This is a genomic window from Paraburkholderia sp. EG287B (assembly GCF_040965595.1).
Lineage (GTDB): Bacteria > Pseudomonadota > Gammaproteobacteria > Burkholderiales > Burkholderiaceae > Paraburkholderia.
Genome location: NZ_JBFRCG010000013.1, coordinates 112579 through 138506 on the forward strand (window position 1 = coordinate 112579; position 25928 = coordinate 138506).

23 protein-coding genes are annotated in these 25928 nt (G+C 62.5%); 10 read left to right on the forward strand and 13 right to left on the reverse strand.

Annotated elements, in window-relative coordinates; all coding sequences use genetic code 11:
* Positions 1-232: 232 nt before the first annotated feature.
* A complete protein-coding gene (locus AB4Y40_RS24340; protein ID WP_368689972.1) occupies positions 233-1573 on the forward strand; it encodes a polyhydroxyalkanoate depolymerase in 1341 nt (446 codons plus the stop codon).
* 19 nt (positions 1574-1592) lie between these two features.
* Here the strand turns inward: AB4Y40_RS24340 and AB4Y40_RS24345 are convergent, their stop codons facing one another.
* Positions 1593-2030 (reverse strand): cupin domain-containing protein, encoded by a 438-nt coding sequence (locus AB4Y40_RS24345; RefSeq protein WP_368689973.1) that lies wholly within the window; start codon positions 2028-2030, stop codon positions 1593-1595.
* Positions 2031-2236: 206 nt separating this feature from the next.
* Between AB4Y40_RS24345 and AB4Y40_RS24350 the strand changes: the two genes are divergently transcribed.
* The 4 genes from AB4Y40_RS24350 to AB4Y40_RS24365 all read left to right on the forward strand — a co-directional run bounded on the left by AB4Y40_RS24350 (position 2237) and on the right by AB4Y40_RS24365 (position 6484).
* Positions 2237-3349: a BMP family ABC transporter substrate-binding protein gene (locus AB4Y40_RS24350; protein WP_368689974.1), complete on the forward strand. Its 1113-nt coding sequence runs from the start codon at positions 2237-2239 to the stop codon at positions 3347-3349.
* Positions 3350-3375: 26 nt separating this feature from the next.
* Positions 3376-3912, forward strand: coding sequence for a nucleoside deaminase (locus AB4Y40_RS24355; protein WP_368689975.1), 537 nt, complete (start codon positions 3376-3378; stop codon positions 3910-3912).
* A 347-nt stretch (positions 3913-4259) separates the two neighbouring features.
* Positions 4260-5027, forward strand: coding sequence for a ParA family protein (locus AB4Y40_RS24360; RefSeq protein ID WP_342919909.1), 768 nt, complete (start codon positions 4260-4262; stop codon positions 5025-5027).
* A 101-nt stretch (positions 5028-5128) separates the two neighbouring features.
* On the forward strand, positions 5129-6484 hold the full coding sequence (locus AB4Y40_RS24365; protein ID WP_368689976.1) for a tryptophan leader peptide: 1356 nt from the start codon (positions 5129-5131) through the stop codon (positions 6482-6484).
* A gap of 34 nt (positions 6485-6518) precedes the next feature.
* Here AB4Y40_RS24365 and AB4Y40_RS24370 read toward each other — a convergent pair whose 3' ends face one another.
* A complete protein-coding gene (locus AB4Y40_RS24370; protein WP_042270119.1) occupies positions 6519-7280 on the reverse strand; it encodes an ABC transporter permease in 762 nt (253 codons plus the stop codon).
* The gene (locus tag AB4Y40_RS24375; RefSeq protein WP_368689977.1) at positions 7277-8275 is read right to left on the reverse strand and encodes an ABC transporter ATP-binding protein; all 999 of its coding nucleotides are present in this window, start codon (positions 8273-8275) and stop codon (positions 7277-7279) included. Before AB4Y40_RS24375 ends, AB4Y40_RS24370 begins: the two co-directional genes overlap by 4 nt.
* Positions 8276-8596: 321 nt before the next feature.
* Between AB4Y40_RS24375 and AB4Y40_RS24380 the strand changes: the two genes are divergently transcribed.
* The gene (locus AB4Y40_RS24380) at positions 8597-9400 is read left to right on the forward strand and encodes a transporter substrate-binding domain-containing protein (RefSeq protein WP_368689978.1); all 804 of its coding nucleotides are present in this window, start codon (positions 8597-8599) and stop codon (positions 9398-9400) included.
* Positions 9401-9470: 70 nt separating this feature from the next.
* Here AB4Y40_RS24380 and AB4Y40_RS24385 read toward each other — a convergent pair whose 3' ends face one another.
* From AB4Y40_RS24385 to AB4Y40_RS24425, 9 genes are all read right to left on the reverse strand, one after another.
* Entirely contained in the window at positions 9471-10793 is a 1323-nt protein-coding gene (locus tag AB4Y40_RS24385; RefSeq protein ID WP_368689979.1) for a cytochrome c, read from the reverse strand.
* Between the two features lie 11 nt (positions 10794-10804).
* Entirely contained in the window at positions 10805-13069 is a 2265-nt protein-coding gene (locus tag AB4Y40_RS24390; protein WP_368689980.1) for a molybdopterin cofactor-binding domain-containing protein, read from the reverse strand.
* A gap of 1 nt (position 13070) precedes the next feature.
* Positions 13071-13526, reverse strand: a complete 456-nt coding sequence (locus tag AB4Y40_RS24395; protein WP_368689981.1) for a (2Fe-2S)-binding protein — start codon at positions 13524-13526, stop codon at positions 13071-13073.
* A gap of 303 nt (positions 13527-13829) precedes the next feature.
* Positions 13830-14204, reverse strand: coding sequence for an amidase family protein (locus AB4Y40_RS24400; RefSeq protein WP_368689982.1), 375 nt, complete (start codon positions 14202-14204; stop codon positions 13830-13832).
* Between the two features lie 320 nt (positions 14205-14524).
* Complete coding sequence (locus AB4Y40_RS24405) at positions 14525-15052, reverse strand: hypothetical protein (protein WP_368689983.1); 528 nt, start codon at positions 15050-15052, stop codon at positions 14525-14527.
* Positions 15053-15359: 307 nt separating this feature from the next.
* Positions 15360-16064 (reverse strand): phosphate signaling complex protein PhoU, encoded by a 705-nt coding sequence (gene phoU / locus AB4Y40_RS24410; RefSeq protein WP_368690168.1) that lies wholly within the window; start codon positions 16062-16064, stop codon positions 15360-15362.
* Positions 16065-16140: 76 nt separating this feature from the next.
* A complete protein-coding gene (locus AB4Y40_RS24415) occupies positions 16141-17895 on the reverse strand; it encodes an ATP-binding protein (RefSeq protein WP_368689984.1) in 1755 nt (584 codons plus the stop codon).
* Positions 17896-18266: 371 nt separating this feature from the next.
* Complete coding sequence (locus AB4Y40_RS24420; RefSeq protein ID WP_368689985.1) at positions 18267-18494, reverse strand: hypothetical protein; 228 nt, start codon at positions 18492-18494, stop codon at positions 18267-18269.
* Positions 18495-18698: 204 nt separating this feature from the next.
* On the reverse strand, positions 18699-18968 hold the full coding sequence (locus tag AB4Y40_RS24425) for a hypothetical protein (protein WP_368689986.1): 270 nt from the start codon (positions 18966-18968) through the stop codon (positions 18699-18701).
* Positions 18969-19891: 923 nt separating this feature from the next.
* Between AB4Y40_RS24425 and AB4Y40_RS24430 the strand changes: the two genes are divergently transcribed.
* The 3 genes from AB4Y40_RS24430 to AB4Y40_RS24440 all read left to right on the forward strand — a co-directional run bounded on the left by AB4Y40_RS24430 (position 19892) and on the right by AB4Y40_RS24440 (position 24269).
* The gene (locus tag AB4Y40_RS24430; RefSeq protein ID WP_368689987.1) at positions 19892-21628 is read left to right on the forward strand and encodes a methyl-accepting chemotaxis protein; all 1737 of its coding nucleotides are present in this window, start codon (positions 19892-19894) and stop codon (positions 21626-21628) included.
* Positions 21629-22043: 415 nt separating this feature from the next.
* Positions 22044-23792, forward strand: a complete 1749-nt coding sequence (locus AB4Y40_RS24435; RefSeq protein ID WP_368689988.1) for a thiamine pyrophosphate-binding protein — start codon at positions 22044-22046, stop codon at positions 23790-23792.
* Between the two features lie 249 nt (positions 23793-24041).
* Positions 24042-24269 carry a hypothetical protein gene (locus AB4Y40_RS24440; RefSeq protein ID WP_368689989.1) on the forward strand — a complete coding sequence of 76 codons (228 nt, stop codon included), beginning with the start codon at positions 24042-24044 and terminating at the stop codon, positions 24267-24269.
* Between the two features lie 648 nt (positions 24270-24917).
* Here the strand turns inward: AB4Y40_RS24440 and AB4Y40_RS24445 are convergent.
* A complete protein-coding gene (locus AB4Y40_RS24445) occupies positions 24918-25286 on the reverse strand; it encodes a hypothetical protein (protein ID WP_368689990.1) in 369 nt (122 codons plus the stop codon).
* A 251-nt stretch (positions 25287-25537) separates the two neighbouring features.
* On the opposite strand from AB4Y40_RS24445, the gene AB4Y40_RS24450 reads away from it, so the two are divergent.
* Positions 25538-25843, forward strand: a complete 306-nt coding sequence (locus tag AB4Y40_RS24450) for a hypothetical protein (protein ID WP_368689991.1) — start codon at positions 25538-25540, stop codon at positions 25841-25843.
* The last annotated feature ends 85 nt before the right edge of the window (positions 25844-25928 follow it).

Here is a 25928-nt window from a genome sequence, read left to right on the forward strand (position 1 = left end):
AACGGTGCGACGCGCAGAGAGCCGCATGCACCGAATGCGCGCATCGGTCCCGCATGCACCGCTCGCGCCGATTCGACGCACTACATTGCGGCATGCAGGAAGGCGCAACCGCCACTTTGTGCGAAGCGCCCGCGCGCCTGGCCGTGCAGGTGCAAGCACTGTGCCAATGAACGCTTCTGGCATACGTATTGCCTGCTTCGCTTCGCGTTCAAAACGATCGAGAGTTGCGCTCATGAACCTGCTCGCCTATCTGGCTTACCAGACGTTCGCGGACTTGACGAGGTTCGGGCGCGCCAGCGCGTCGTTCTCGCGCGCGGCGCTCGCGGCGTGGCCCGCGCTCGCGTGCGGATTCGACGCGCGCTATCTCGACGCCTGGTGGGAGCAGATCGAGCTAGCCGGGCTCTCGCACGCGCGGCCGCCGTTCGAAATCGATGGGGTGGAGGTGGATGGCGTGCACACGCCGGTGACGGAAGCCGTCGTCAAGCGCACGCCGTTCGCCTCGCTGCTGCACTTTCGCAAGGACGTCGCCACGCCGCAGCCGCGCGTGCTGCTCGTCGCGCCGATGTCGGGGCACTTCGCGACGTTGCTGCGCGGGACCGTGCGCACCATGCTCGCCGACCACGACGTCTATATCACCGACTGGCACAACCCGCGCGACGTGCCCTTGTCGGCGGGGCGCTTCGGCTTCGACGAATACGTCGAGCACGTCATGTCCTTCATCCGGCGGATCGGCCCGGATGCGCATCTGGTGGCGATCTGCCAGCCCACGGTCGCGGCGCTCGCGGCCGTAGCGTTGATGGCCGCCGACAACGATCCCGCGCAGCCCGCGAGCATGACGCTGATGGCGGGACCGATCGATTGCCGCGTGAATCCCACCAGGGTCAACGATCTCGCCAACAGCAAGCCGATCACGTGGTTCGAGCGCAATCTCATCAGCGCGGTGCCAGGCGGTTTTCCCGGCGCGCAGCGTCGCGTGTATCCGGGCTTCGTGCAGCTCAGCGCGTTCATGTCGATGAACCTCGAGCGTCATCTCGCTTCGTTCGAGGAGATGCGCCACGAGCGGGCGAAGGGCGACCCCACGAGGGCGGATGCGCTCAACGTGTTCTACCGCGAGTACTTCGCCACCTCCGATCTCACCGCGGAGTTCTACCTGGAAACGGTCAGGTCGGTGTTTCAGGAATACGCCCTGCCGTTGGGCAAGCTCAAGGTAGGCGAGCGCCTCGTGGAGCCGCATGCGATTCGCCGCACCGCACTGCTCACGATCGAAGGCGAGAAGGACGATATCTGCGCGGTCGGCCAGACCGTGGCCGCCCATGACCTGTGCCGGGGGCTGCGCCCTTATATGAAGACACATCACGTCCAGACGGGCGTGGGTCACTACGGCGTCTTCAATGGCCGCCGCTGGGACACGCAGATCTATCCGCTCGTGCGCTCGACCATTCACGACCACGAGCCGCGCGCGCGGCGCATCGCGGCGCCGGAGGCGATGGGCGACGATCGGGTGACCCTGCGCGCGCTGCTCGATGCCGATGCGCATGCGGCAACGGCCATCAGCCGCGCCGCCGCAACATAGCCCACCCAGGGCGGCCGCCTCAGATTGCGGGGCTCGCCTGCCAGGGCGTCGGCGCGGGCACGGCGCAGGGCGCTTCCACATCGATCGACTTGAAGTCGGCGGGGCTCACGATTTCGAGGTACTCCATGTCGGGCGAGTAATCGAACAGGTAATGGGCGATGCCCGGCGCCTGATGCACGCAGTCGCCCGCTTCGACGAGCGTTTCCTTGTCGCCGTACATGAAGCGCGCCCAGCCCTTGAGCATGATGACGATATGAAACTCTGCCTCATGCCGGTGCCAGCCCGTGCCCAGTTCCGGCGCAAGATTTGCCCTGACGAGTTGCGCGACCACCTTGCCATGCGTGGCTTTGGCGATGCCCAGGTCGCGATAGACAAAGAAGTCGCGCAGCCCGCCGCCCGTGAACGAAGTGTCCTGCGGCTTGACGTGCGAAAAATCGGTGGCGAGTGCGGTTTGCATGACAAGTCTCCCGGGCGCAAAGGTTGGAGGGGCAACGGGTTCGGCAAGCACGACGCGTTCCAGCGTGAAGCCATCGGCGATAGCGTGCTCCAACGACGCAATGAGCGTTATATCGATTCCGTTATTCATCACATAATGAATCGAAATATCGGCCTCAATTTTGACTGACCAGTATCTGACTTTCCATTTCCTGTTTCGGAGACCTCATGGCAACAAGATTCGCTCGCGCGTCGGTGCGCTCGCTGCGCCTCGTGGCTACGCTGTTCGCCGCGCTCGGCGCCTGTGCCGCGCTGAGCGCCACGGCGACCGCTGCGGCCCCGATGGGCGTCGCGTTCGTCTACCTCGGCAACCCCGGCGACGCTGGCTGGACCTACGCGCACGAACAGGGCGTGAAGGCGATCGAAGCGAAGTTCGGCGACAAGATCAAGGTCACGCGCGTGGAGAACGTGCCCGAATCCGCCGACTCGGAGCGCGTGTTTCGCGATCTCGCGAGCAAGGGCAACAAGATCATCGTGGGCTCGAGCTTCGGTTTTCAGGACTTCGAACTGAAGACCGCAAAGGATTATCCCGACGTCGTCTTCGAGCATGCAACCGGATACAAAAAGGCCGCGAACTTCGCGACCTATGACGTGCGCACGTACCAGAGCGCGTACCTGGCCGGTCTCGTCGGCGGCTATACGACGAAGACGAATACGCTCGGCTTCGTCGCCTCGGTGCCGGTGCCTGAAGTGGTGCGCAACATCAATGCTTTCACGATGGGCGCGCGTTCGGTCAATCCGAATGCGAAGGTCAAGGTCATCTGGATCAATAGCTGGTTCGATCCGGGCAAAGAGAAACAGGCCGCCGAAACGCTGATCGGCCAGGGCGCGGACGTGCTGATCCAGAACACCGACTCGACGGCGACGATGCAGACGGCCGAGCAGAAGAAAGTGCATGCGTTCGGTTGGGACTCCGATATGAAGAATTTCGGCCCGAATGCCCAACTGGGGGCTTGCGTGAGTTACTGGGGCGTCTATTACGCTCACCTGATCGATCAGGTGCAAGCGGGCACGTGGACCAACACGCCAACGTGGTGGGGCCTCAAGGAAAAAGCCATCGACGTCGCCGATATCAACACCACAACCGTCTCGCCTGCCGCGCAAAAGGCGCTTGCGCAAAAGCGCGACGACATCATCGCCGGCAAATTCGATCCGTTCGCGGGGCCCATCAAGGATCAGAGCGGCGCGATCAAGGTGGCGGCGGGCACATCGCTGCCCGACGCCGAGTTACTGCGGCTGAACTGGTTCGTGCAGGGCGTAGACGGCGCATTGCCGAAATGAAATTGCCCACAAGGAGGAGACAAGCTTTGAGCCTGACCATTTCCCCACAAGAGAACGCTTCTGAATTCCCCGAGCAAGGGCTCGCGCCGACGCGTGAACAGATCGTCCGCCATTTGCGCCACGCAAGCGTGGTCGCAGAACGCGCGACGCAGTTGGGCCATCACCCGTTCGGCGCCATTCTCGTCGGGCCCGATCAGGAATCGGTTCTCATCGAACAGGGCAATGTCGATACCGTCAATCATGCGGAAGCCGTGCTCGCGCGCATTGCCGCGCTCAACTTCACGCCGCAATTCTTGTGGAGTTGCACGCTGTATACGACGGTCGAGCCGTGCTGCATGTGCGCGGGCACGGCCTATTGGGCGAACATCGGGCGCGTGGTGTTCGGCATGACCGAAGAGCGGTTGCTGCAGGCCACGGGCAATCACGCGGAGAACCCAACGATGAGTGTGTCGTCGCGCTATGTTTTCGATCATTGCCAGAAGCGCGTGGACCTGATCGGGCCCGTAGCCGAGGTCGAGGAAGAGGTGATGCAGGTGCAGCGCAAATTTTGGGGACACGCGTGAAGAAAGACTCTGTAATCGCGCGAAATTGCGCTTTAAGTCACCTGACCTATGCTTAACGCACCGGCATCCATTTGAACAGGAGAAACGCAAATGAAAGCTCGGCGCATCTTTGCAGCCCTGTTGGCTCTATCGCTTGTCCTGGCGCTGCCAGCCACCGCAAGTTACGCATGCGACGGTGGTACGGGTTATAACCAGCCAGGCTCTGGAAAATGAAGCGGTTATGTAATTAGCCGCGTACCTGCGCTTGCCAGGAAAACCGCCGCCAAAAATCTTTTTTGCGGCGCCGCATCGGGTATGCTCATCCCCATCCATCTCATTGATTGAGAGAGAAACAGGGGAGCGAAGACATGCGGCGCGTGGTGTTCAATCAGAAGGGTGGCGTAGGCAAGTCAACGATCGTTTGCAATCTCGCTGCGATCAGCGCGAACGAGGGCCGGCGTACGCTCGTCATCGACCTCGATGCGCAGGCAAATTCGAGCCAGTACCTGCTCGGCGCGGCTTCCGCCGACGCGAAGCCCAACGTCGCCGACTTCTTCGAAACCGCGCTGACGTTCAGCTTCCGGCCGGTCGAGGTCACCTCGTTCATTCATTCGACACCGTTCGAGAATCTCGACGTGATGCCCGCGCATGCCGATCTCGACACGCTGCACGGCAAGCTCGAGTCGCGCTACAAGATCTACAAGCTGCGCGACGCGCTCAAAGAACTCGACATGTACGATGCGATCTACATCGACACGCCGCCTGCGCTGAACTTCTACACGCGCTCGGCGCTGATCGCGGTCGAGCGCTGCCTCATCCCGTTCGATTGCGACGACTTCTCGCGCCGCGCGCTCTATACGCTGCTCGAGAACGTGAAGGAAATTCAGCAGGACCACAATGCCGGGCTCACGGTCGAAGGGATCGTCATCAACCAGTTCCAGCCGCGCGCGAGCCTGCCGCAGCAACTCGTCGACGAACTCGTCGAAGAAGGATTGCCGGTGCTGGCGTCGCGGCTGTCTTCGTCGGTGAAGATTCGCGAATCGCATCAGCAGGCCAAGCCCGTCGTTCACCTCGATCCGGCGCACAAGCTCACGCGCGAATTCGTCGCGCTCCATCAGGAACTGAGCGGGGCCTGAAGAGCAAGCGCGGACATCACCGGTTTACGCCCTCGGCGGAGTGTGCAAGTATCCCTCGCAGCGAGTCGCACCAAGACTCTTGCTCTCTTGCGAGGTGCAGAATGGACTGGAGGTTCTGGAAGACAGAAAAGCGCCAGGAAGAGGCGCGCAACTGGCCCACCAATACGCATGAATCGATACGCCAACTCCTGGGCATGTACCAGGGCGCCGGCACGCCGCCGTTTGCGAACTGGGCCGCGCCCGGCATCGCATTCACACCCGAAGTCGAATCGATCGCCCAAAATGGGGTCAAGGGCTACCAGCTCGCCCTCTGGTTCTGGCTCTTTGCCGAGAAGCACGGCACCATCGCGGCGAGAATGGCGCGCGAAACGTTCTGCCTGCTGGCCGATGCGGCGCAGCCGTCGTCGGGAGACGCGATCGATGCGCTCCTCGATCAGGAAAACCGCCTCGCGCGTGCCGTCGAGGCGGTTTCCGCCGAGCAGCGCGCGTTCCGCCTCGAAGGCATGAGTGTCGAACTGCCGATGGAATTCTTTCTGGCCACGGGCACGCTCAGGCTCAGGCCGGACTCGCCTTATGCGGGCGACGAGGTTGCCTCCCTGCAAGGCAACGACTACAAGCTGGCGGACTGCTTTCGCCACGCCACCGACGAAGCGCTGTCCGTGTTCCGGCCGATGATCCAGGCGGTCGAATTCGACGCGAAGACCTTGCCCAACTGGAAATGGAGCGCCCGGCCGGGCGCGGCCGAGCGGCATCTGCAGCGGCGCTACAGCAATCCGCTCTTTCCGCTGCACCGTCAGATGGTGACGGCGCACGACGTGCATGAGGCGCGTCTCGCCGACAACCTGGCGCTGCAGGATATTCGCAACGAACTCAATGACGTGCGGCGCGCATTCTTCGAAAAGCCCGAGCTGCCGTTGAACTGGCTCGCGTACCTCGAAAGCTACCGGGACGAGGTGGACCGGCTCGATGAACGCCGGCTCGTCGCGGGTGGGCAGAACGCGGCGCTCGGCGAAGCGATCGCGGCGCTGCGCGCCGACGTTCTCGCGCCGTGGCGCGCCGAGATTCAGAAGAATCGCCATAGCCTCGCCACGCTCGAGCAGGACGAGGCGCGCAGGGCCGAACGGCGCGCACTGCTGTACGGCTGCGACTGGACCGCGCAACTGCTCAGTCACGGTTCGCTGATCCCGCCGGACGAAGTCGTTCCCGCTCTGTTGAGCGAGTCTCCAGCGGATCTGGAGCGGGCGGTGACCGGCCTGCAGTCGGATCCACGTCTGCACGAAACGCTGGCGCACTGCAGGGCCGTTGCGCATCGGCTCGTGAACGAGCTGCGCGCGGCAGGTCACAACTTCCCCGATATGACCGACAAGCTGCGGATTCTGGACGGCTCGTTCGACGCTCCCCTGAACGGCCAGCACGACCGGCCGCTCGACGGCGCGCCGGGAGAGGTGCCGGCCTGAAATTCGACGTGGGCACCCGGTCGATTCGCTAACGTCAGGTCTTCAGCCGGTAGCCCGTCTTGAAGATCCACGCGGTGATCGCGAGGAACAGCGCGAGAAAGGCGGCCGTCATGCCGAGACTCACGCCGACGTCGACGTCGGCGAGCCCGTAGAAGCTCCAGCGAAAGCCGCTGATCAGATAGACGATCGGGTTGAACAGCGTGATCACCTTCCACGCCGTCGGCAGCATGTCGACCGAGTAGAAGGCGCCGCCGAGGAAGGTCAGCGGCGTGATGACGAGGAGCGGCACGATCTGCAGCTTCTCGAAGTTGTCCGCCCAGATGCCGATGATGAAACCGAGCAGGCTGAACGTAACCGCGGTGAGCAGCAGGAACAGCGCCATCCATACGGGGTGCTGGATCTGGATCGGCACGAAGAGCGCCGCGGTCGCGAGGATGATGAGGCCGAGCACGACCGACTTGGTCGCCGCCGCGCCGACATAGCTGACCACGATTTCGAGGTAGGACACGGGCGCCGAGAGCAGCTCGTAGATCGTGCCCGTGAAGCGCGGGAAGTAGATGCCGAACGACGCGTTCGAGATGCTCTGCGAGAGCAGCGACAGCATGATCAGGCCCGGCACGATGAACGCGCCGTAGCTGACGCCGTTCACTTCCTTGATGCGCGAACCGATGGCGGAGCCGAATACGATGAAGTAGAGCGAGGTCGAAATGACCGGCGCGACGATGCTCTGCATCAGCGTGCGCCGCGTGCGCGCCATTTCGAACCGGTAGATCGCGCGAATTGCGTAGTGGTTCATCGGGAAGTTACCTGTCCTTTGCCGTCTTCTGCGACCGAAGCTGTAGCAGCGTGCCGTGAAGCGGCCGCCGGGTCCTTATGGACGAGGCTCACGAAGATGTCCTCGAGCGAACTCTGGCTCGTCTTCAGGTCCGTGAAGCCGATGCCGGCCTCGTTCAGGTTCTTGAGCAGCGTTGTGATGATGTCGTTGCGTTCGTTTTCGCTGTCGTAGGTATAGATCAGTTCGGCGCCGCCGTCGGCCAGTTCCAGCCCCCACGCGGCGAGCCCATCCGGAATCGCGCCCAGCGGGGCGTCGAGCTGCAGCGTCAGCTGTTTGCGGCCGAGCTTGCGCATCAGCTCGTCCTTGTGCTCGACGAGCATGATCTTGCCCGCGTTGATGACGCCGATGCGGTCGGCCATCTCCTCCGCCTCGTCGATGTAGTGCGTCGTCAGGATGATCGTCACGCCGTTCGCCTTGAGCCCGCGCACGAGTTCCCACATGTCGCGGCGCAACTCGACGTCCACCCCCGCCGTCGGCTCGTCCAGAAACAGCACTTGCGGCTCGTGCGCGAGCGCCTTCGCGATCAGCACGCGGCGCTTCATGCCGCCCGAGAGCGTCATGATCTTGTTGTTCCGCTTCTCCCACAGCGAGAGGTCGCGCAGCACGCGCTCGACATACGCGGGGTTGGGCGGCTTGCCGAACAGGCCGCGGCTGAACGATACGGTGGCCCAGACCGTTTCGAACGCGTCGGTCGTCAGCTCCTGCGGCACGAGGCCGATCAGCGAGCGCGCGGCGCGGTAGTCGGTGAGGATATCGTGACCGGCCACGCGTACACTGCCTTCGCTCGCATTGACGATGCCGCAGATGATGCTGATCAGCGTCGTCTTGCCCGCGCCATTTGGCCCCAGCAGCGCGAAGATTTCGCCCCGCTGGATGTCCAGATCGATGTTCGTGAGCGCCCGGAGTCCCGATGCGTAGACTTTCGAGAGATTCTCGATGGAGAGGATCGTTTGCATGTGCGTGACATTACCAGAAGCGGGTAAAAGTCACCGGGCGGCCCCACGCGGGACGTTGGAGATCGCCAGGGAAAACCCTCTCATGTCATTCCCATTCGCTGGGAATCGTATCGTTCGGGAAAGGGGCGCGTGGTCTCGGCGGGATCAGCGCTTGTCCAGTTCTGCGCGCCGCCTGGCGCGGGAATGTACTCAGTTGTGCGGGCTACGATCGCGCTGCCGATCGTAGTATTCTCTAGCGACGCGGCCTCGGGGGGCGCAGATGTGCCATCACGAAGCAGTGCAGACATCCACATAATGATCCACATAAAGAGGAGAGGTTGAATGAAGTTGACGAAGCTCCTGTTCACAAGCGCGCTTGCCGTATCGGCACTGGGATTTACCGCCATTTCCGCCCACGCGGAAGATCTGCTGGATTCCGTCAAACAGGCCGGGGTGCTCAAGATCGGTCTGGAAGGCACCTATCCCCCGTTCGATTCCCGTGACAGCAAGGGCGAACTCGTCGGCTTCGACGTCGACGTCGCGAAGGCCGTGGCGGCCAAGCTCGGGGTCAAGCCCGAGTTCATTCCGACCGAGTGGAGCGGCATCATCGCGGCGCTGCAGGCCGGCAAGTTCGACGTGATCGTCAATCAGGTGACCGTCACGCCGCAACGCCAGCAGGCGCTCGACTTCAGCCAGCCGTACACGTACTCGGCTGCGCAGCTGATCCAGCGCTCCGACGACAAACGCGAATTCAAGACGCTCGACGAATTCAAGGGCGACAAGAAGCTCGGCGTGACGCTCGGCACCAACTATGACCAGATGGCGCGCGCCGTGCCCGGCATCAACGTGCAAACCTATCCCGGCGCGCCCGAGAAGCTGCGCGACCTGGCCGCGAAACGCATCGACGCGACGATGGACGACCGCCTGATGCTGCCGTACATCATCAAGACGTCGAATCTGCCGCTGCGTCCGGGCGCCGTGTTGCCGGGCGCCGATCAGCAAATGGCCATTCCGTTCCGCAAGGGCAATCCGAAGTTCGAGAAGGCGATCAACGACGCGCTCACCTCGCTCAAGCAGGACGGCACGCTCAAGAAGATCTCCATGCAGTGGTTCGGCCAGGACGTGACGCAACCGCTCGCGCACTAACGCTACAGGTGTTCCGTAACACTTGCGCCGGCCGTATTCCTGGCCGGCGCGATCGCTTCTACACCCCTTCCTACCGCGCCGCCTGCGTCCTCGTCCGCAGCTTCGCGACCTCCGCCGCGCCCACTCCGCCTGCCTTGTTGTTCCAGCCCGCACGCACGAACGTGAGCACATCGGCGATCTGCTTATCGCTTAGGACATCTGCATAAGCGGGCATGGGGTACGGCGCGGGCATGCCCTGGATCACGAGATCGCCGGTGCCGTTGAGCGTGACGTTGATGAGCGACGACGCGTCCTTCTCCAGCACGTTCGGATTGCCCGCGAGCGGCGCGAACATCGGCGCGAAGCCGCGCCCGTCGGCGCCATGGCAATGCATGCAATACGCCGTGTAGACGCGCGCGCCCGCATCGTTCGCCGGGCGCGAGAGCGACACTTTCGTCGCCTGCGCGTCATAGGCGTAGGCCGGCGCGCCGTCGCCGCCCTTCGCCGGCAGCGACTTCAGGTAGAGTGCGATCGCGTTGACGTCCGCGTCGTTCATGGCCTGGGTGCTCTTGTTGACCACATCGGTCATCGCGCCGAACGCCGAGGCGTGCTGGTTCGCGCCCGTCTTCAGGAACTGCGCGAGGTCCGCTGCGCTCCAGCGCCCGAGGCCCGTGTTGTGCGCGCCGGTCAGGTTCGAGGCGAACCAGCCGTCGAGCAGGGCGCCCGTGAGCCAGGCGTCGCCGCTTTCGTCGAGCGCCTTCTCGTTGAAGCCGATGCCGCGCGGCGTGTGGCACGAGCCGCAATGGCCGAGACCCTGCACGAGGTACGCGCCGCGGTTCCATGCCACGTCCTTGCCCGCCTTGTCCTGGTACGCGCCCTTCTCGAGGAAGACGGCGTTCCAGATCTTGAGCGGCCAGCGCATGTTCATCGGCCACTTGATGTCGGCGTCGCGGTTGCTCTGCTTGACCGGCTGCACGCCTTGCATGAAGTACGCGTAGAGCGCGGCGACGTCCTCGTCACGCACCTTTGCGTATGAGGGATAAGGCATCGCCGGATAGAGGTTGTGGCCGTCCTTGGCGACGCCCTCGCGCAGGGCGCGCGCGAAGTCCGCTTGCGTATAGCCGCCAATGCCGGTGTCCGGGTCGGGCGTGATGTTGGTCGAGTAGATGCGGCCAAGCGGCGTGTTCATGGGCAGGCCGCCCGCGAACGGCTTGCCGTGCGGCGCCGTGTGGCACGCTGCGCAGTCGCCCACGGCGGCGAGGTAGGCGCCGTGCTGGATCGTGGCGGCGTCGGCGGCGCCCGCCGCGAGGGCGGGGCGCGCGCTCACGCACGCGAATGCCGCGAGCGCGAGTGCTGCGCCGGCAGCGCGGCGCAGGCCGCGGGCTCGTTGGGATGCGTCGATCGTGTTCGTCATGGTTCGCTCCCTCAAGCCGAGTGCGCGGACGCGCCCGCGTTCACGAGCTGGCGGCCCACTGGCAAGTGCCGCAGACGCTTTCCGGTCGCCGCGTAGATCGCATTCGCCACGGCCGGTATGACCGCCGAGGTCCCGGGCTCGCCGATCCCGCCGGGCGCTTCGGCGCTCTTCACCAGATGCACTTCGATCGCCGGCATCTGGTCGATGCGCATGATCCGGTAGTCGGTGAAATTGGTTTGCGTGACGCGTCCGCGCTCGATCGTGATCTCGCCCCACAGCGCGGCCGTGATGCCGAACACGATGCCGCCCTGGATCTGCGCCTCGATGGTTTCGGGATTCACGGCCATGCCGCAATCCACGGCGCACACCACGCGGTTCACGCGCACCTCGCCGTCGTCCACGGTGACGTCCGCGACCATGCTGAGGAAGCTGCCGAACGCGTGCATCACCGCAACGCCGCGCCCCTGGCCCTTCGGCATGGGTGGTCCCCAGTTCGCGGCGCGCGTGGCCACGTCGAGCACATTGAGCGCGCGCGGCGATTTGCCGAGCAGGTTGCGGCGGTAGGTGACCGGATCGGTTTTCGCGGCCACCGCGAGTTCGTCGATGAAGCTCTCCACCACGAACGTGCCGCGCGTGGGCCCCACGCCGCGCCAGAACGCGGTGGGCACCGCGTGCGGCTCCTGGCGCACGTATTCGATCAACTGGTTCGGCAGGTCGTAGGGCAGATCGGCGGCGACTTCCACGGCGTCGGGATCGACGCCGTGCTGGAACGCGGGGGGCGCAAAGCGCGCCATGATCGAGGAGCCCGCGATGCGGTGCTGCCAGGCCACGGGCTTGCCGTTCGCGTCGAGCCCGGCCGAGAGACGATCGTAGTAATACGGCCGGTACATGTCGTGCTGGATATCTTCTTCGCGCGTATAGAAGACCTTGACCGGCACGTCGAGCTGTTTGGCGATCTTGACGGCCTGGGTAATGAAATCGGTTTCGAGCCGCCGCCCGAAGCCGCCGCCAAGCAGGTGATTGTGCAGCGTGACCTGCTCGGGCTTCAGACCCGTGACGGCCACGGCCGCATCCACGGCGCGCGTGGGCACCTGGCTGCCCACCCAGATTTCGCAGCTATCGGGCTGCACGTGGACCGTGCAGTTGACCGGCTCCATCGTTGCGTGCGCAAGGAACGGCTGCTGATAGACGGCGTCGATGCGCGTTTTGGCGCCGCCGAATCCGTGCTGCACGTCGCCATCCTTGCGCGCGACGGCGCCCTCGCGTTGCGAGGCGCTCGCGAGATCGGCGACGATCTGCTGCATCGACACGTTGGCGCCCGCGCCTTCGTTCCACTCGACGACGAGCGCCGCGGCGCCCCGTTTCGCGGCCCACGTGTGCGCGCCGACTACGGCCACGGCGTTGTCGATCTTCACGACCTGCGTGACGCCGGGCACCTGCTTCGCGTGCGTGTCGTCGACCTTCGCGAGCGTGCCGCCGAACACGGGGCAGTTCACGATGGCCGCGTAGACCATGTCGGGCAGGCGCACGTCGAGGCCGAAAAGCGCCGAACCGTCCACCTTCTCGGGCGAGTCGAGACGCTTCGTGGGCTTGCCGACCAGTGTGAAGTCTTTCGGGTCCTTGAGCGCCACCTTCTGCGGCACGGGCAGATGGGCGGCCGCATCGACGAGCTGGCCATAGGCGATGCGCCGGCCGCTCGCGTCGTGCAGCACCTCGCCCGCTTTGGCGTGGCAGGTGGCCGGATCGACTTGCCACTGTTGCGCCGCCGCCTGGATCAGAACGGTGCGCGCGGCCGCGCCCGCTTCGCGCATGGGCTGCCAGGCAAAGCGAATCGACGTCGAGCCGCCCGTGAGCTGGCCGCCCAGCAGCGGGTCGGTGAAGAGCTTCGCATTGGGCGGCGCGTGATCGATCGTGACGCTATCGAGCGGCACTTCGAGTTCTTCCGCGATCAGCATCGGAATCGAGGTGTACACGCCTTGCCCCATCTCCACCTTCGGGACGATCAGCGTGACCTTGCCCGAGCGGTCGATCTGCACGAACGCGTTCGGCTCGAACACGCCGTCTTGCGGGGCTTCGTTGCCGTCGCCGCCAACGACCGACTGACGCGTCTGGCTGTCGCCCTGCGCGCCGGCGGAAAAGCTGATGCCGAGCAGCAGGCCGCCGGCCGCCGCTGCGCCGAGCTTGAGAAACGTGCGGCGCGAGAGTGGGCCACTCATGGAGACATGCTGCTTGCGTTCCGGCGCGCCGTTTTGCGCATCGAGGAGACCCTGTGACATCTCAGGCCTCCTTCGCGGCTTGCTTGATGGCGGCGCGAATCCGCGCATAGGTGCCACAGCGGCAGATGTTGCCCGCCATGGCGGCGTCGATATCGGCGTCGCTCGGATTCGGATTCGCGGCGATGAGCGCTGTCGCCGACATCACCTGTCCCGATTGACAGTAGCCGCACTGCACGACGTCGATCTCGCGCCAGGCCTTCTGCACCTTCTGTCCGGCGGGGGTGGCGCCGATCGCCTCGATGGTGGTGATCCGGCGGCCCGCCACGGCCGCGACGGGCAGTACGCACGAGCGCGCCGCCTCGCCGTCGAGATGCACCGTGCAAGCGCCGCACTGTGCAATGCCACAGCCGAACTTCGTGCCGGTGAGGCCGACGATGTCGCGCAGGACCCAGAGCAGCGGCATGTCGGGCGGCGCGTCGACCGTATGAGTTTCTCCGTTGATGGTTAGCGTCGTCATGGAGCGGCTCTCCGAGAGTAGGGATTTGTCGTTCTCGATCGTGCAATCGAAGCGTCCGCGCGCCGGCTGTTCTGCCTGGGTTGCCTAATGAGCAAGCCAAAGCGCAGGCCCGTGGGCACGGCCTTTCGATAACCGCACGAGTGTAGCGCCGCCGTTAAATACGTGCAGAAAACGGCTCGGGTGGCTTTACTGATGGCTGGCGAACAAAACGACGCTGCCATATTGTGATTTGCAATCACTTCTGTACCAGCTGGTGATGTGGATCGCCTTGCTCTGGACAGGCACTTGCCCTTCGGGTCGTGCTCACTCCGACCGGCGGCCCGCCCACAGCATCGGTCGACGACTGGCCCGCGGCCGGGCCCGCTCGAGTTGGCCGGCGAGTCGCAGCAAGGTGTCTTCCCGGCCGAATCCCGCTGCGAACTGCATGCCGATTGGCAAAGCGGTAGCGGGATGCGTTTCAAGCGGTACGGGCATGGCGGGAACGCCGGCGACGTTGAAGGGCGGCGTGAACGGAGAATGCCGAAAGACCCGCTGCGTCCACGCGATCCCGTTCATCGATTCGGCGCCGGCGCCATAGGCGCCGATAGCGGGCGGCATCTGCGGCAGCGTCGCCGGCCCGTTCGAGCTGCGGCCGCGCGTTGGTTTGAGCCCGAACAGTCCATTGCAGGAGGCGGGCACGCGAATGGAGCCCGCGGCATCCGTCGCATGGGCGAGCGGGACTGGCGATGGCCGCGAGCATGGCATCGGAAGTCGCAGCGGGGCGTCTGTGCAAGGTGCTACCCGAATGGATCGGTCCACAGCAGGATCTCAATGCTCTTTTTCCGAAGGAGCGGACGCCGTCGCGGAAACTGCGTGCGTTCCTGGACTACCTGAAGGCTCAATTGCGCTTTACGCATGCGACTTGATCGAACACGGGTATCACCGTCCGCGCGCTGCATGATTCGCCGGGCCAACGGCATCGAGTAGCGACAGTCGGAGTCAGATCGTGCCTCGGTAGGCTAAGGTTCGAGCGGCATACGGCGTCGGCGCTTTTCGACTACTTGCGCCGAGGATTTCGCCGCAGTTTCAGCTCGCCGACATAACGCGTCGAGGGTTTTGGAGCGCATCGCCCAGATTTCGCAGAAGACGCCGAAAGCCTTCTGCATTGAATCGAGCGTTGCGACAGCGGCGGACTCCTGGATGCGGCGACGCCGGAGCTGGCTGATGAGCGTTTGCTGCCTGGCGAGGGATACCGCGCTTCGGGCGACGGTGCTGCGGGCAAGCCGCTCGCATTTCCACGCCTGCAGCAACGCCGGTACGTCAGGCACCTGTTCGTAGAGCCAGTACTGACACACCGCAGCATGCGACGCGAAATCGACGCCGCGATCGCGCAAGATTTCCATCCAGCCGAGCACCTGAAATACCGGGATACGGGTTCCCCCGGGTCCCCACAGCGTTGAGAGCAGAAAGTGATCCGCCTGCGCTGGTGCGCCCACCAGAAGCACCTCAGGTTCCATGACATCAGGCAGAAATGCGTCCGTGACCATGTTTGCCCGCGTTGCGCAACGTTGAGCGTCCATTGTGTCCGAAAAAGTGAGCCGTGGTAAATTCCCCCACGATTCACGAAGGCCTGGCAGGCCGACGCTCACTGCGCGGGCTCCCCTGCTTGCGGGCGTTTCGTCCGGGACGGCGATGGGGCGCAGAAAGCAGGCGCGCCCGCCTATTCGATCTACGCCGATAGGGGTATTTCGGGAGCGGCATCGCCGTTGAACTGGTGATCGCTATCTCGGGCGCATCATGGATTGCATGTCCAGAAACCGCCTGCTCCGCAGGCGATTTCCGTCTGGCAGCCGTTCAGCTACTGGCCTCCTGTTCGAGCTGTGCCGCAGGTACATGCCGCACGTCGGTACCTTTGACGACATAGACGACGAACTCGGCGATGTTTTTAGCATGGTCCCCAATGCGCTCTATGGCTTTGGCGATGACCATGTAGTCGAGCCCCGTCGAAATGACGCGCGGGTGGGCAGTCATTTCGACAATCAGTCTACGCGTAAAGGCCCGAAACTCGTTGTCGATGGCCGCATCGTCGCGCACCAGGTGCGCGGCCGCGACAGTATCCATTCGCGCGAACGCATTCAGCGCGCCGTGAAGGATACCCATGGCCATCTCTGCGGAGGTCCTGATTTCGGTTATTCCGATGACCGGACCTTCGTTATTTTCGTGGATGCGACGGATGCGCTTGGCGACCTTCCGTGCTTCGTCGCCAGCGCGTTCAAGATTGGTGGTGCACTTCGAGATGGCCAGCAGAAGTCGAAGATCGCGAGCTGCAGGTTGTCTGCGAGCGATGACGTTACTCACCTCTTCATCGATTTCGAGCTCCATCTGATTCAGACGATGCTCGCTCGCGAGCACCGTCTGGACGACGTCGGGGTCGAAGGCACGCAGTAACGAAAGAGCACGAGCGATCTGCAACTCTACGAGGCCACCCATCTCGAGGAGCCTTGTCGAAGCAAGGGTGAGGTCAGCGTCAAAACCACTGGATAGATGTTTTTCCGGCATCATCGTCCCCTTGTTGAGTCAAGCACGAGAAGTCATGTCGACCCCAGGTCGCATAGCTGTCTGAGGCAACATCAGCCTATCGGCGCAGAACATTAGCAAGATCCTCTGGCGATAGCGGTTTCGAGAGGTAAGCGTCGAACTCGCCTCCAGTCATTTCAGGCGCCGTCGTCGGGGTATAGCCGGACACTGCAATCAGATGCGTTGACGCACATTGCCCCTGCTGCCTCAGAAGTCGCGCCAGCTGGCGGCCATCCATCCCTGGCATCTGGAGGTCAATCAGCGCGGCGTCCGGTAAGAAGGATGCAAGCAGCGAGAGCGCTTCCTCGCCGCTACAGGCGGATTTCACCTCATGGCCCTCCAGCGCGAGTCGCATCGAGAGGGCTTCCGCCGAATCGCGGCAATCGTCAACGACGAGAATGCGCAAAGGCGAGAGAACCTGGGTCGCTACCGGAGACAGTTTGGCATTGCCACGCCGAACGATGGGCAATCTCACGGTGACTTCAGTGCCCGAGCCTTCACCCCGGCTCGAGATGTCAATCTGGCCATGGTGCGCATTGACCAGATATTTCACGACGGACAGGCCGAGCCCCAGGCCGCCTTCGGCCCGCGTTCGCGCCGATGGCGACTGCGAAAACAGGTCAAAGACCCGGGGCAGCAGGTCGGGGGCGATGCCCATACCGTTATCGCGGATCGTAATGCGTGCCTCTCTCGTTTCGGAATCGCCTGCGGGTAGCGAGTTCAGGTCCGGGGCGCCTACTTTCACGACGATGTCGCCGCCCGGCGGCGTGTACTTGATGGCGTTCGAGAGCAGATTCGAAATGACCTGAGTGAGACGTGCAGCATCAGCGTAGACCGGCACTGGATACCCAGGCATGGCCAGGTGTACCCGATGTCGACGTTGACTGACTTCGTCGCGTACGGAGTCCATTGCGTCGTCCACGATGTCGCCCAGCAGGGCATCCGCCGGGCGGACAGAAAGCTTGCCATGCCGCACTCTTGAAGCATCAAGAAGATCGGCGACAAGTCGCTTGAGCTGCGAGACCTGGCGTCGCGCGAGCTCCAACGCCTTCGTCCGCGTGGGGGCGTCGACTGCCGATGCCTGGGCAACTTCAAGCGCCCCTTCAATGGGACTCAGGGGATTGCGAAGTTCATGCGCGAGCAGGGCAATAAAGCCGTCCTTTTCGGCTTCCGCGTCCGCCGACTCACTTGCGGCAGCTTCGGCCTGCTCTGCGCGAGTTTCGTCGTTCGCCTTGACCTGATTCATGGTCAGCGCAGCGCAGGCGAAGCTCGCCAGACTGCAAAGAATGCGAAGGTGCTCGCTATCGAAGTGGTTGCCTAGACCGGACATGACCCAGATCGCGCCCCACGGCTTCGGGACACCTGATATCGGAACGACCAGTTCCTCGGCGACTTCATGAGCGACAACCGAAAGGCAGTCGAATTGCTGCTTTGGAAAGGCGAACAGTTGCGGAGCGGCAAGCTTGATCGCTACGCCCCCCGGACTGTCACTGATGGGGACCGGGTGCCCGGTGAATTTCGCATGCGGTCCAGCCAAAGCGACCCACCGAAGCATCGGAATGCCACGGTTATCAAACTCGCGAAGGCTGATCCCAGCACTGTCGCCCTCGCACAATTTCAGCGCCGTATCGACAAGCGCCTGAAGCATCGAGACTTTCGAGGTTCCGAGCGAACGGGCGAGCAGACTGAGCGCGTCGAGCTCCGCCTGGTAGTCAGGGCGGCGCCGCTGACGGGAATAGAGTTCCTGCGTATCGAGCGTGCGCCAGGCACGGGTGGACAGCGGTAGCACGAAAGACGATTGGGGGCCGGACATGGCTTCGACGCTCCGTAAGGCCTCTCAGGGAAAGGCGTGGCGCCGCGATGTACGTACGCTGAACGGCTAACGGCCCGAACTTGGACGGCCCACCGCATAGACGCAGCGCAGACAGACATAATAGGTCCAGCCCTCGCCTGTGTGCCTGTCCGGAAGTCGCCATTTATGGATCGCCTGAGCCATTGCCGCGCGGCGGCGCGTTCGCCGGGCGCTACGCCCCCAGCGGCGGCACAATAACGTGCGAGCGCAGGCTCGTTGGGCGTTTTCGACCGGCGCGGAGCATGATTTCAGGTTCGCTCTGGTTACCGTGTTCTGTGAACTATCGGCGATGCGCGCGCAGAGAGGCTGCGGGGTGGGGAACGCAGTGTTGACTAGGTCTCGCTGACACAATGCTCTTCGACCCAACCCATTGCGCATTCGCGTGCGTAGGTCAGCGCTTCGTTTTCGTCGATGAAGTTGTCGTCCAGGCACAGGTCGTGTACATCATCTTCAAATGAGCCGTCTGACGCCGGCACGAAGATCCTCGCATTCGCCACAATTCTTCCGTCATCGATGCTTGCGCTCGTGCTGATCAGGCAAGACTGAAACATGAATTGCATGGCTCGCTCCGGTAGCTTGTCGCGTGACGCGAAGCGCGCGCAAATATCATGCCGCGAGTGGCGACCGCGCGGCTTCCGGACGTTCCCGCGAGCTGCCTGTTCTGTTTGCCTCGATGTCTGTGCCACGCGGGAAAAGATCGGCTGGCTCGCTTCCGGCAGATCAGGGGCCCTTGGCGGGATGGGGCCAGCGGCGTGCCGTTGTCGTCATTCAGTGACCGATGCGGCAATCACCCACGGCTGGGCGTTCAGAAGCAACATGATGTCGCCCAGCTCGGCGGGAGAAACGGAATCGAGCGTGACTGTCAGTTCATCAAAATTACGTTTTCCGCTGCAATGGATGTGACTTCGCCTCGCATGCGATGCGTGTTGCCCGAGAGCCTGCCAGACCCCGACGATTCTGAGTTGGCCCGGCGCTGAGCGAACGGTCAGGCACACATGATCGGCCGCATCGCTGTGAGTGGGGAGATAGGCCATTTGCTTGTCCTCCGCGAGAACGATTCCCGTTCCTTCAGGTCCTGTCAGCAGTGCCCCGGACGCCGCTTTCGGAGAGAACGGAGTCGACCGCACCGTGGCGGTCAGCATGTCACACGTTTATGAGTATCTCGATTCAGATACTACGCCTCGTGCGGAGGTGCACGCGGCGGTTGAGACCGTTCATTCGTTACGTTCTCGCCGCGTATGTGCCGCTCGGATTGCCATCGAGTGGAAACGCGCACGGGATGCCGCGCTTGCGCGCTCTGGTCGCAACGGCACGCCGCAATGACCTTTTCCGAGGGCCGCAGGATAGGTCAGCCGCGACGTGCTGTCCACAAAGACGCACTTACGAACACCCATGCGGCGTGTACTATCAGCCAACCTGAATGCAATCGATCGATCCGCGCGGCGAGGGTCGCAGGAGAGAGTGGTGCAGCGGTACTGACGCGTCTGCGCCCTTCGCAACTTGCTTCACCACAAGTTGTGTCAGCGGCGAGCCTTTCCGTAGTTGTACTGCCTGTTGATCTTGCGCGGAGAAGTTCCGGACCGATCAGACCCAGCCGGCGAGCTTGCATGTCGATTATTGATCCGGGCGCTCGCCGCACCATGGCTGTGCACGGTTGAATCGGCCGATGCTGTCCGCTCCATCGACCTTACACCGCTGTAAAAAAATTCCCGCGGCAAAACGCATAATTTGTATGAAGAAATAAATCATGCCGCCGATAACCAGTCAGGTACTGCGCTGTTCTCACGCTCGCGTAGCGGGGTGTCAGCGCCAGACGTCCATCGCACCATGAAACCTGGCTTGCAGTTGTTCGTTTATTCGATACAGGGTTGCCGGACTTTTCGGGATTGATACTGCGTCGAACTGTGCACGAACCCGCTTATCCGTTCTGGTTCTTTCATTCTCACCAAAGTGAATCATGAATTTCGGCAACATGAAACTCGGCACCAAACTGATCAGCGCTTTCATCCTGGTTTCGGCGATCAGCGCGGCCGTCAGCGGGATCGGCCTGCACAACATGGCGCAAATCAGCGCGAATGCAGACAAGACGTATCGACAGGATCTTGTCGGACTGAACCTGATCCAGCAGGCTAACGCGGACGTATTGCGAGTCGGGACCTATCTACGCAATGCGGTTCTGGCCACAACGGCCGAGCAGCGGGCTGGCTCGCTGGACCAGGCTGACAAGGCCCTGACCCAGGCACGCGATCACCTCAACCAGGCAGAACCGCTTGTCTATACCGACAAGGGGAAGGGGACCTTCGCCGAGCTTGACCAGGGCTGGCAGGACTACATCCAGGCCTTCAACGAAATGAAAGGCAAGATCAGTTCGGCGGCGTTACAGGACCGGGATGGCCTCACTGAATACATGCTGGGTGAGTACCACACGAAGGGTTTCAGAACGCTCGTCCTGATGGGCAATCTGGTTGCCCTGAAGCAGGGCGACGCGCAAAGGACGGCGGAATCCAACGACGCCGTGTACGGCGAAGGCCGCAATCTGATGCTTGTCCTCGTGGCGATGTCCGTCTCGATCGGCCTCGGTATCGGCATCTGGATGATGCGTAGCGTGACCCGGCAACTGGGTACGGAGCCTGCGACGGCCGCCGCCGTGGCCAGAAGTGTGGCCGCGGGTGACCTGAACGTGAGCATTGACCTGCGCGCCGGTGACACAAACAGCCTGATGGCATCGCTGAAGTCCATGTGCGAGGCGCTGTTGCGAGTCGTGTCGGACGTACGCGAAAACGCCGAAGGTGTCGCGACTGCGAGCGCGCAGATCGCACAAGGCAACCTCGATCTGTCGAGCCGCACCGAGGAGCAGGCCGCATCGCTCGAAGAAACTGCGTCGAGTATGGAGCAACTGACCGCAGCGGTCCGTCACAACACGGACAATGCAACGCAGGCTGCCACGCTCGCAGGTACGGCCTCGGGCGTGGCGCAGCGCGGCGGCGAAATCGTGGGTCGCGTCGTCGAGACGATGCGCGACATCTCCACGAGTTCGACCCGAATGTCCGAGATTATCGGCGTCATCGAGGGCATCGCCTTTCAGACCAACATCCTCGCACTGAATGCAGCAGTCGAGGCGGCTCGCGCAGGAGAACAGGGGCGCGGCTTCGCCGTCGTTGCAGGTGAGGTCCGCACGCTCGCGCAGCGCAGTGCGACTGCCGCGAAGGAGATCAAGGAGCTGATCTCCGACTCCGTCAACAGGGTGGAAACCGGCTCGAGGCTCGTCGAAGAAGCAGGCGGCGCAATCAAGGAAGTCGTGCAAGCGGTCAAGCGTGTGACTGACATCGTGGGCGAAATCTCGTCGGCATCGAGCGAGCAAAGCACCGGCATCGAGCAGGTGAATCAGGCGGTCAACCAGATGGATCAGGTCACACAGCAGAACGCGGCGCTCGTGGAAGAAGCTTCGGCCGCCGCCCAGGCAATGGCGCAGCAGGCGGAAAGCCTGAGCAAGACGGTGGCCTTCTTCAGGGTCAATGGCAACGAAGCGACTTCATCAAGGGAGACGAAAACGCTGCAGGCCGTCGCCCGGAACCGCCTTACGTCCGCTCGCGCAGCAGCAACAAAGCCCGCGTCGATGCCGGTCTCCCCGGAGAGCGCAAGCAAGGTAGTTGCTGCCGCCGCTACCGGGACATCGGAGTGGCAGACATTCTGAACGGGACTGCGATGTCTGGGCAGCGATCGATAACGGGGCGCGCGCAGGCGGGTCCTGGTCTAGTGGACGCAGATCCACGATAAGGTACTCGATAAGGCCCGCCATAGCTCATCGGGGGGGCGGCGAGTGCTGCGCCAGCGGCGCATAGAGAGCGCGCGCGAGCGACGGTGCAGCCAGGGACGGGGAACTCATGGATGGAGACACTCGGGCCCGCTGTTCGTGCCGACCCGGGGAAGTAGCGCGAGACACGACTGTTACTGAAAGTGCAGCGTGTCAAAGGCCATCTCGCTGTCTCCAGACATCGGTTGTCCCCGGCTTCGGTACGTTTCAATGCCGAAAGACCGCGCGTCACCCGACGACGGAGAGCGGCGGGATATTCGAATATGGATGTCTGCCCGGATCGTCACCAAAGACCATGAGATCTTCCGCTCCGCTCAACGTTTCGAAGATGGTGGTGAAGTCGCTGGAGTCTGCAGGAATCGACCACGTGTTCCTGGTTCCTGGAAAGCTGATTTACCCTCTGCTGGCTGCAATTGATGATTCGCCTTCCATTCGCGGCATCGTTGGCGCTCATGAAACGGGCAGCGCCTTCATGGCCGATGGCTATGCACGCGCCAGCCGCAAATTCGGCGTTTGCGCAGGAATTTCCGGTCCCGGCACCATGAACTTCGTGCCCGGCATGGCGGCCGCTCAGGCAGACCAGATTCCGATGCTCTATATCGCGGGAGGCATCGCGTCGAGTGCGGAGGGTAAAGGGGCCTTCCAGGATGCGACGTCAGGTGGCATCTTTGAAAGTGGCGTGGTCAGAGGGCTGATGACGGACGTGGTCGAGCTGAAGAACAAGGAAAACGTTCAGGCTGAGCTGCGTCGTGCGACGGACGGGCTGAACTGGATGCGTCGGGCGCGGTCATTCATCAGTATTCCTGTCGACATTCAAAGGCAGGATGTACCTCCCGGCCCGCAGATAGCACGGCAACCCTACGCCCAGCACGAATTCAATATGGGCGAAGTTCCGCCTGACCGTACCGCACTGGAAGCCCTGCACCACCTGTATCTGCTCCAGTCGAAGAAAGTCGCGTTTCTGATTGGGAGTCGCGGGAATGACGCGGAGACTGCGAGGGCCCTTCTTGAGGTTGCGGAAAAATTTCACGTTCCCGTTGCGACGACGCTGGCCGGCAAGGGTGCCTTTCCCGAGGGACATAAACTCGCCCTGGGCATCTACGGGTTCTCGAGCCATTCGCGCGCTGCGCGTGTGGTCAATTCTGACGAGCTTGACGCTCTCGTTGTATTTGGCAGCGATCTGAACCAGCGTGACAGCATGAACTGGAGCAGGAAGCTGACCGAGGGGAAGGATCTGCTTGTCTTCGATGACAGCTTTGATCACCCGTCGATGGGGCACATTGCCCAACGAAGTATTTTCTCCGGGATCGGGGCGAGCTTCCGGTTGCTCGCCCGGATGAACACGGACGCCCACGACGGGTTCGAGAAAGTGCTCGAAAGAAGAAGGGCATGGGTCGCCGGGCTCAACCAGATTCCCCTGTACGACAGCCAGTTCGAGGACTTTGCCGCAAGGGCTTCCAGCGAAAATAAATCGCTTTATCCTGGCACCGTCATCAAGCGCCTGTGTCAGCTGTTGCCCAGGGACAGCAACGTCGTGGTGGATTCCGGTGCCCATCGTATTTTCATGGCCCACTACTGGCTGACGTCGGGCATGGGCAACTACTTTTCATCCAGCTCACTGGCGCCGATGGGCTGGGCTATTGCAGCCGGAATCGGCGTCAAGCTTGCGGCCCCTGAACGCCCTTGCGTCGTAGTCACGGGCGACGGATGCATGATGATGCACGGAACGGAGGTTCAGACGGCAGCTCGCTACGGCATCAAGGTGATCTATGTTGTCCTGAACAACTCTGCGCACGGCGCAATCCACATCGACGCGATGAGGGGCGATCTGATTTCGGAGCAGTTCACGAGGCTGCCCTGTCATAGCTGGACCGCGTTTGCATCGTCGCTCGGTGTGGCGGCACGCGAGGTTAACGGAATCGACGAGCTGGATGATGTTCTCGGCGAAGCAAGTCGATATGACGGCCCGTTCCTGATTGAAGTCATGACAGGCGTCTTTCCCGCGCCGAACCGGTACTATTCGGAAGCGCAAGCCTGTACCTGAACAGCGGACTTGCGGTCTTTCGCAATTCGCGCGTTCACTGGTACACCGGAAAGCGCGCGTCATGACGCGCGTGATCTGCTGCCTGAGCCTTGCCTTCCTCGTTGCTGCCTGCTGCGCAGTTTCTCGTCCGATGTGACGTTTGCTGTGCGGAACCCATGGGTTTAGTACGCCCGCTCGCCCCAGGCCGCATCCTATACTTCGAGCGCTTCACGAATGCCAGTGTGCCGTGCGCAAGACAGGGCATCAGGCATGATGCTTCTCTGGTTCATGACGCCACGACCCGAGCTTCGTGATGGTACGTTGCCAGGCTCGTCACTTGCGCAATTGACCACCGGCCCGGTGATGACAGATAGTGTGCCGTGGCCGTATGCACATGCTTATTATTTCGCAGTCGATTTTGCCTTGTCTTCTGGTGGCAGGATCTCCATGACGACCGATGACGATCCATTCGAAATACCTGCGCAACGGCTCGTGTAACCCTGCAATGGGAAAAACTCGCTGTGCCGCGCAGGACGGGCTCTCTGTCACTTCCGTACACGTCCTTGTAATGCAGAGGAAATGAAATGGTTAGCGATCCGTCACATCTTTGCGCGTCCTGCAGTCTTCTGCTGCGTCACCCCGATTTCGACGTGACACACCCTCTGCGCGACGTCGGCGAACCGGCGTATCTCGGCAGCGTACGTCTCCAGTACTACCACTGCCCGGGCTGCGGAGCTGACTGGTGCTGTTCCCGCAGTCCCTTCCAGAACAGGGACGTTCACTGGACACTTCGCTGACGTCGTAAGGGCCCAGGCCGGGAAATCGTCATGCTGCCAGTTGTGCCGTCGTGGAAATGAGAACCGCTATCGTGGACTTCCGATGCCGGGACAAGTCAGGTCCCGGTCGTCAGAAGACAAACTGTAAGCCGGCGGCAGTTGCCACCACATTGAAATTCCTTGCGGTGTCGCAACCGACACCCGCTCGCATCCTGAACCGCTGCCCGTAAAGACGAACTTGCGGAAGGGGCATCCATTATGTGATGACCTGTCCGTTGATCTATGGCGGATTCACAGTCGACTTCACCCACCATCGAAGACTCGCGCGTCCAAGGTCCGAGACATACGGCATATCATCAACAGCGATGGGTCATTGAAATGGCGCGCACAGGCGGTCGAACGGGGCGGCGATCAGTACGCAGGCGATGAATGCCAGGGTACCGGTGAAAGCGGTGGCCACGATCGCGCTACACCATGCAATGAAGCATGTGGCATCTGGTTCGCCGTGCGAAGACCAGGCGATCTTCCTCCAGGCGCGTCCGGTGGCGACTGCAAGGACAAGGCAAACGGCGAACGCCGCGGCCGACACAGCGGCGAGAATGTTCTCCGTGTCTTCCCAGCGGAGTTCGCCGCGCTGTGCGACGCCGACCACGCATGCGCTGGAGACAAGCGTCATGCAAATGAGCACGTAGAGCAGCCATATTAGCGGCACCGCGAAAAGCGTGATCCATACCGTCATGCGCTGCCGGTGCATGGGGATGAAGTGGCGCAAGGTGCAAGCGGTGTGCATTGTCAGCGGCCTGTGAACTCGCTAGTGCGCATATTACGTGCCTGCGCAGCTCATTGACACATAATCAATAGTCATTTCGAGCAGCATTCATCGTGCTGCAGACGCCCGGAGGCACACCGGCGGCGCTCCCGACAGCGAAGTGCTAAGGTATCTTCAGATCATGCTTTCCTGTCATTCCAACCAGCGGGAACGGGGCCAAAATGAAAAAGAAAAACGGCGAGCGCCTTCAGGCCGGATGCGCCATGTCGAACCTGATTGACCAGGAAATCGCACATATCCGGCACGCGATATCGGTATCGCCTGGCGGTGATCTTGCCGGGCCTGTCTTTCCTGCGAGCTACTGGCGCCATAGGCTGCATGGCCTGCTCGATACCGGCCGCGTCAACAAAAGTCAGTTAGGCGAAATAGACAGCCTGTTGCTCATGATCGATCTGAACGAACTGAATCTTGCCGCGGCCGCCTGCGCTTTTGCAGCCAGGAAAGATCCCGGCAAGACGGATCGCTGAACCACTGGCCAGATCGCGCTCGTATTGCTTCAGTTCGAGCGCGTTTGGGCAGTCACATTCGTAGGTGACGCATTTGGGGCGCACA

Excerpts from the sequence above, each read along its gene's own strand:
- AB4Y40_RS24415 (WP_368689984.1), bottom strand. The coding sequence starts at position 17,895 with ATGTCCGGCCCCCAATCGTCTTTCGTGCTACCGCTGTCCACCCGTGCC.
- AB4Y40_RS24380 (WP_368689978.1), top strand. The coding sequence starts at position 8,597 with ATGAAGTTGACGAAGCTCCTGTTCACAAGCGCGCTTGCCGTATCGGCA.
- AB4Y40_RS24430 (WP_368689987.1), top strand. The coding sequence starts at position 19,892 with ATGAATTTCGGCAACATGAAACTCGGCACCAAACTGATCAGCGCTTTC.
- AB4Y40_RS24395 (WP_368689981.1), bottom strand. The coding sequence starts at position 13,526 with ATGACGACGCTAACCATCAACGGAGAAACTCATACGGTCGACGCGCCG.
- AB4Y40_RS24425 (WP_368689986.1), bottom strand. The coding sequence starts at position 18,968 with ATGGCCTATCTCCCCACTCACAGCGATGCGGCCGATCATGTGTGCCTG.
- AB4Y40_RS24405 (WP_368689983.1), bottom strand. The coding sequence starts at position 15,052 with ATGGTCACGGACGCATTTCTGCCTGATGTCATGGAACCTGAGGTGCTT.
- AB4Y40_RS24390 (WP_368689980.1), bottom strand. The coding sequence starts at position 13,069 with ATGTCACAGGGTCTCCTCGATGCGCAAAACGGCGCGCCGGAACGCAAG.
- AB4Y40_RS24435 (WP_368689988.1), top strand. The coding sequence starts at position 22,044 with ATGAGATCTTCCGCTCCGCTCAACGTTTCGAAGATGGTGGTGAAGTCG.
- AB4Y40_RS24445 (WP_368689990.1), bottom strand. The coding sequence starts at position 25,286 with ATGACGGTATGGATCACGCTTTTCGCGGTGCCGCTAATATGGCTGCTC.
- AB4Y40_RS24370 (WP_042270119.1), bottom strand. The coding sequence starts at position 7,280 with ATGAACCACTACGCAATTCGCGCGATCTACCGGTTCGAAATGGCGCGC.
- AB4Y40_RS24385 (WP_368689979.1), bottom strand. The coding sequence starts at position 10,793 with ATGACGAACACGATCGACGCATCCCAACGAGCCCGCGGCCTGCGCCGC.
- AB4Y40_RS24365 (WP_368689976.1), top strand. The coding sequence starts at position 5,129 with ATGGACTGGAGGTTCTGGAAGACAGAAAAGCGCCAGGAAGAGGCGCGC.
- AB4Y40_RS24340 (WP_368689972.1), top strand. The coding sequence starts at position 233 with ATGAACCTGCTCGCCTATCTGGCTTACCAGACGTTCGCGGACTTGACG.
- AB4Y40_RS24350 (WP_368689974.1), top strand. The coding sequence starts at position 2,237 with ATGGCAACAAGATTCGCTCGCGCGTCGGTGCGCTCGCTGCGCCTCGTG.
- AB4Y40_RS24360 (WP_342919909.1), top strand. The coding sequence starts at position 4,260 with ATGCGGCGCGTGGTGTTCAATCAGAAGGGTGGCGTAGGCAAGTCAACG.
- phoU (WP_368690168.1), bottom strand. The coding sequence starts at position 16,064 with ATGCCGGAAAAACATCTATCCAGTGGTTTTGACGCTGACCTCACCCTT.
- AB4Y40_RS24450 (WP_368689991.1), top strand. The coding sequence starts at position 25,538 with ATGAAAAAGAAAAACGGCGAGCGCCTTCAGGCCGGATGCGCCATGTCG.
- AB4Y40_RS24345 (WP_368689973.1), bottom strand. The coding sequence starts at position 2,030 with ATGCAAACCGCACTCGCCACCGATTTTTCGCACGTCAAGCCGCAGGAC.
- AB4Y40_RS24375 (WP_368689977.1), bottom strand. The coding sequence starts at position 8,275 with ATGCAAACGATCCTCTCCATCGAGAATCTCTCGAAAGTCTACGCATCG.
- AB4Y40_RS24440 (WP_368689989.1), top strand. The coding sequence starts at position 24,042 with ATGATGCTTCTCTGGTTCATGACGCCACGACCCGAGCTTCGTGATGGT.
- AB4Y40_RS24420 (WP_368689985.1), bottom strand. The coding sequence starts at position 18,494 with ATGCAATTCATGTTTCAGTCTTGCCTGATCAGCACGAGCGCAAGCATC.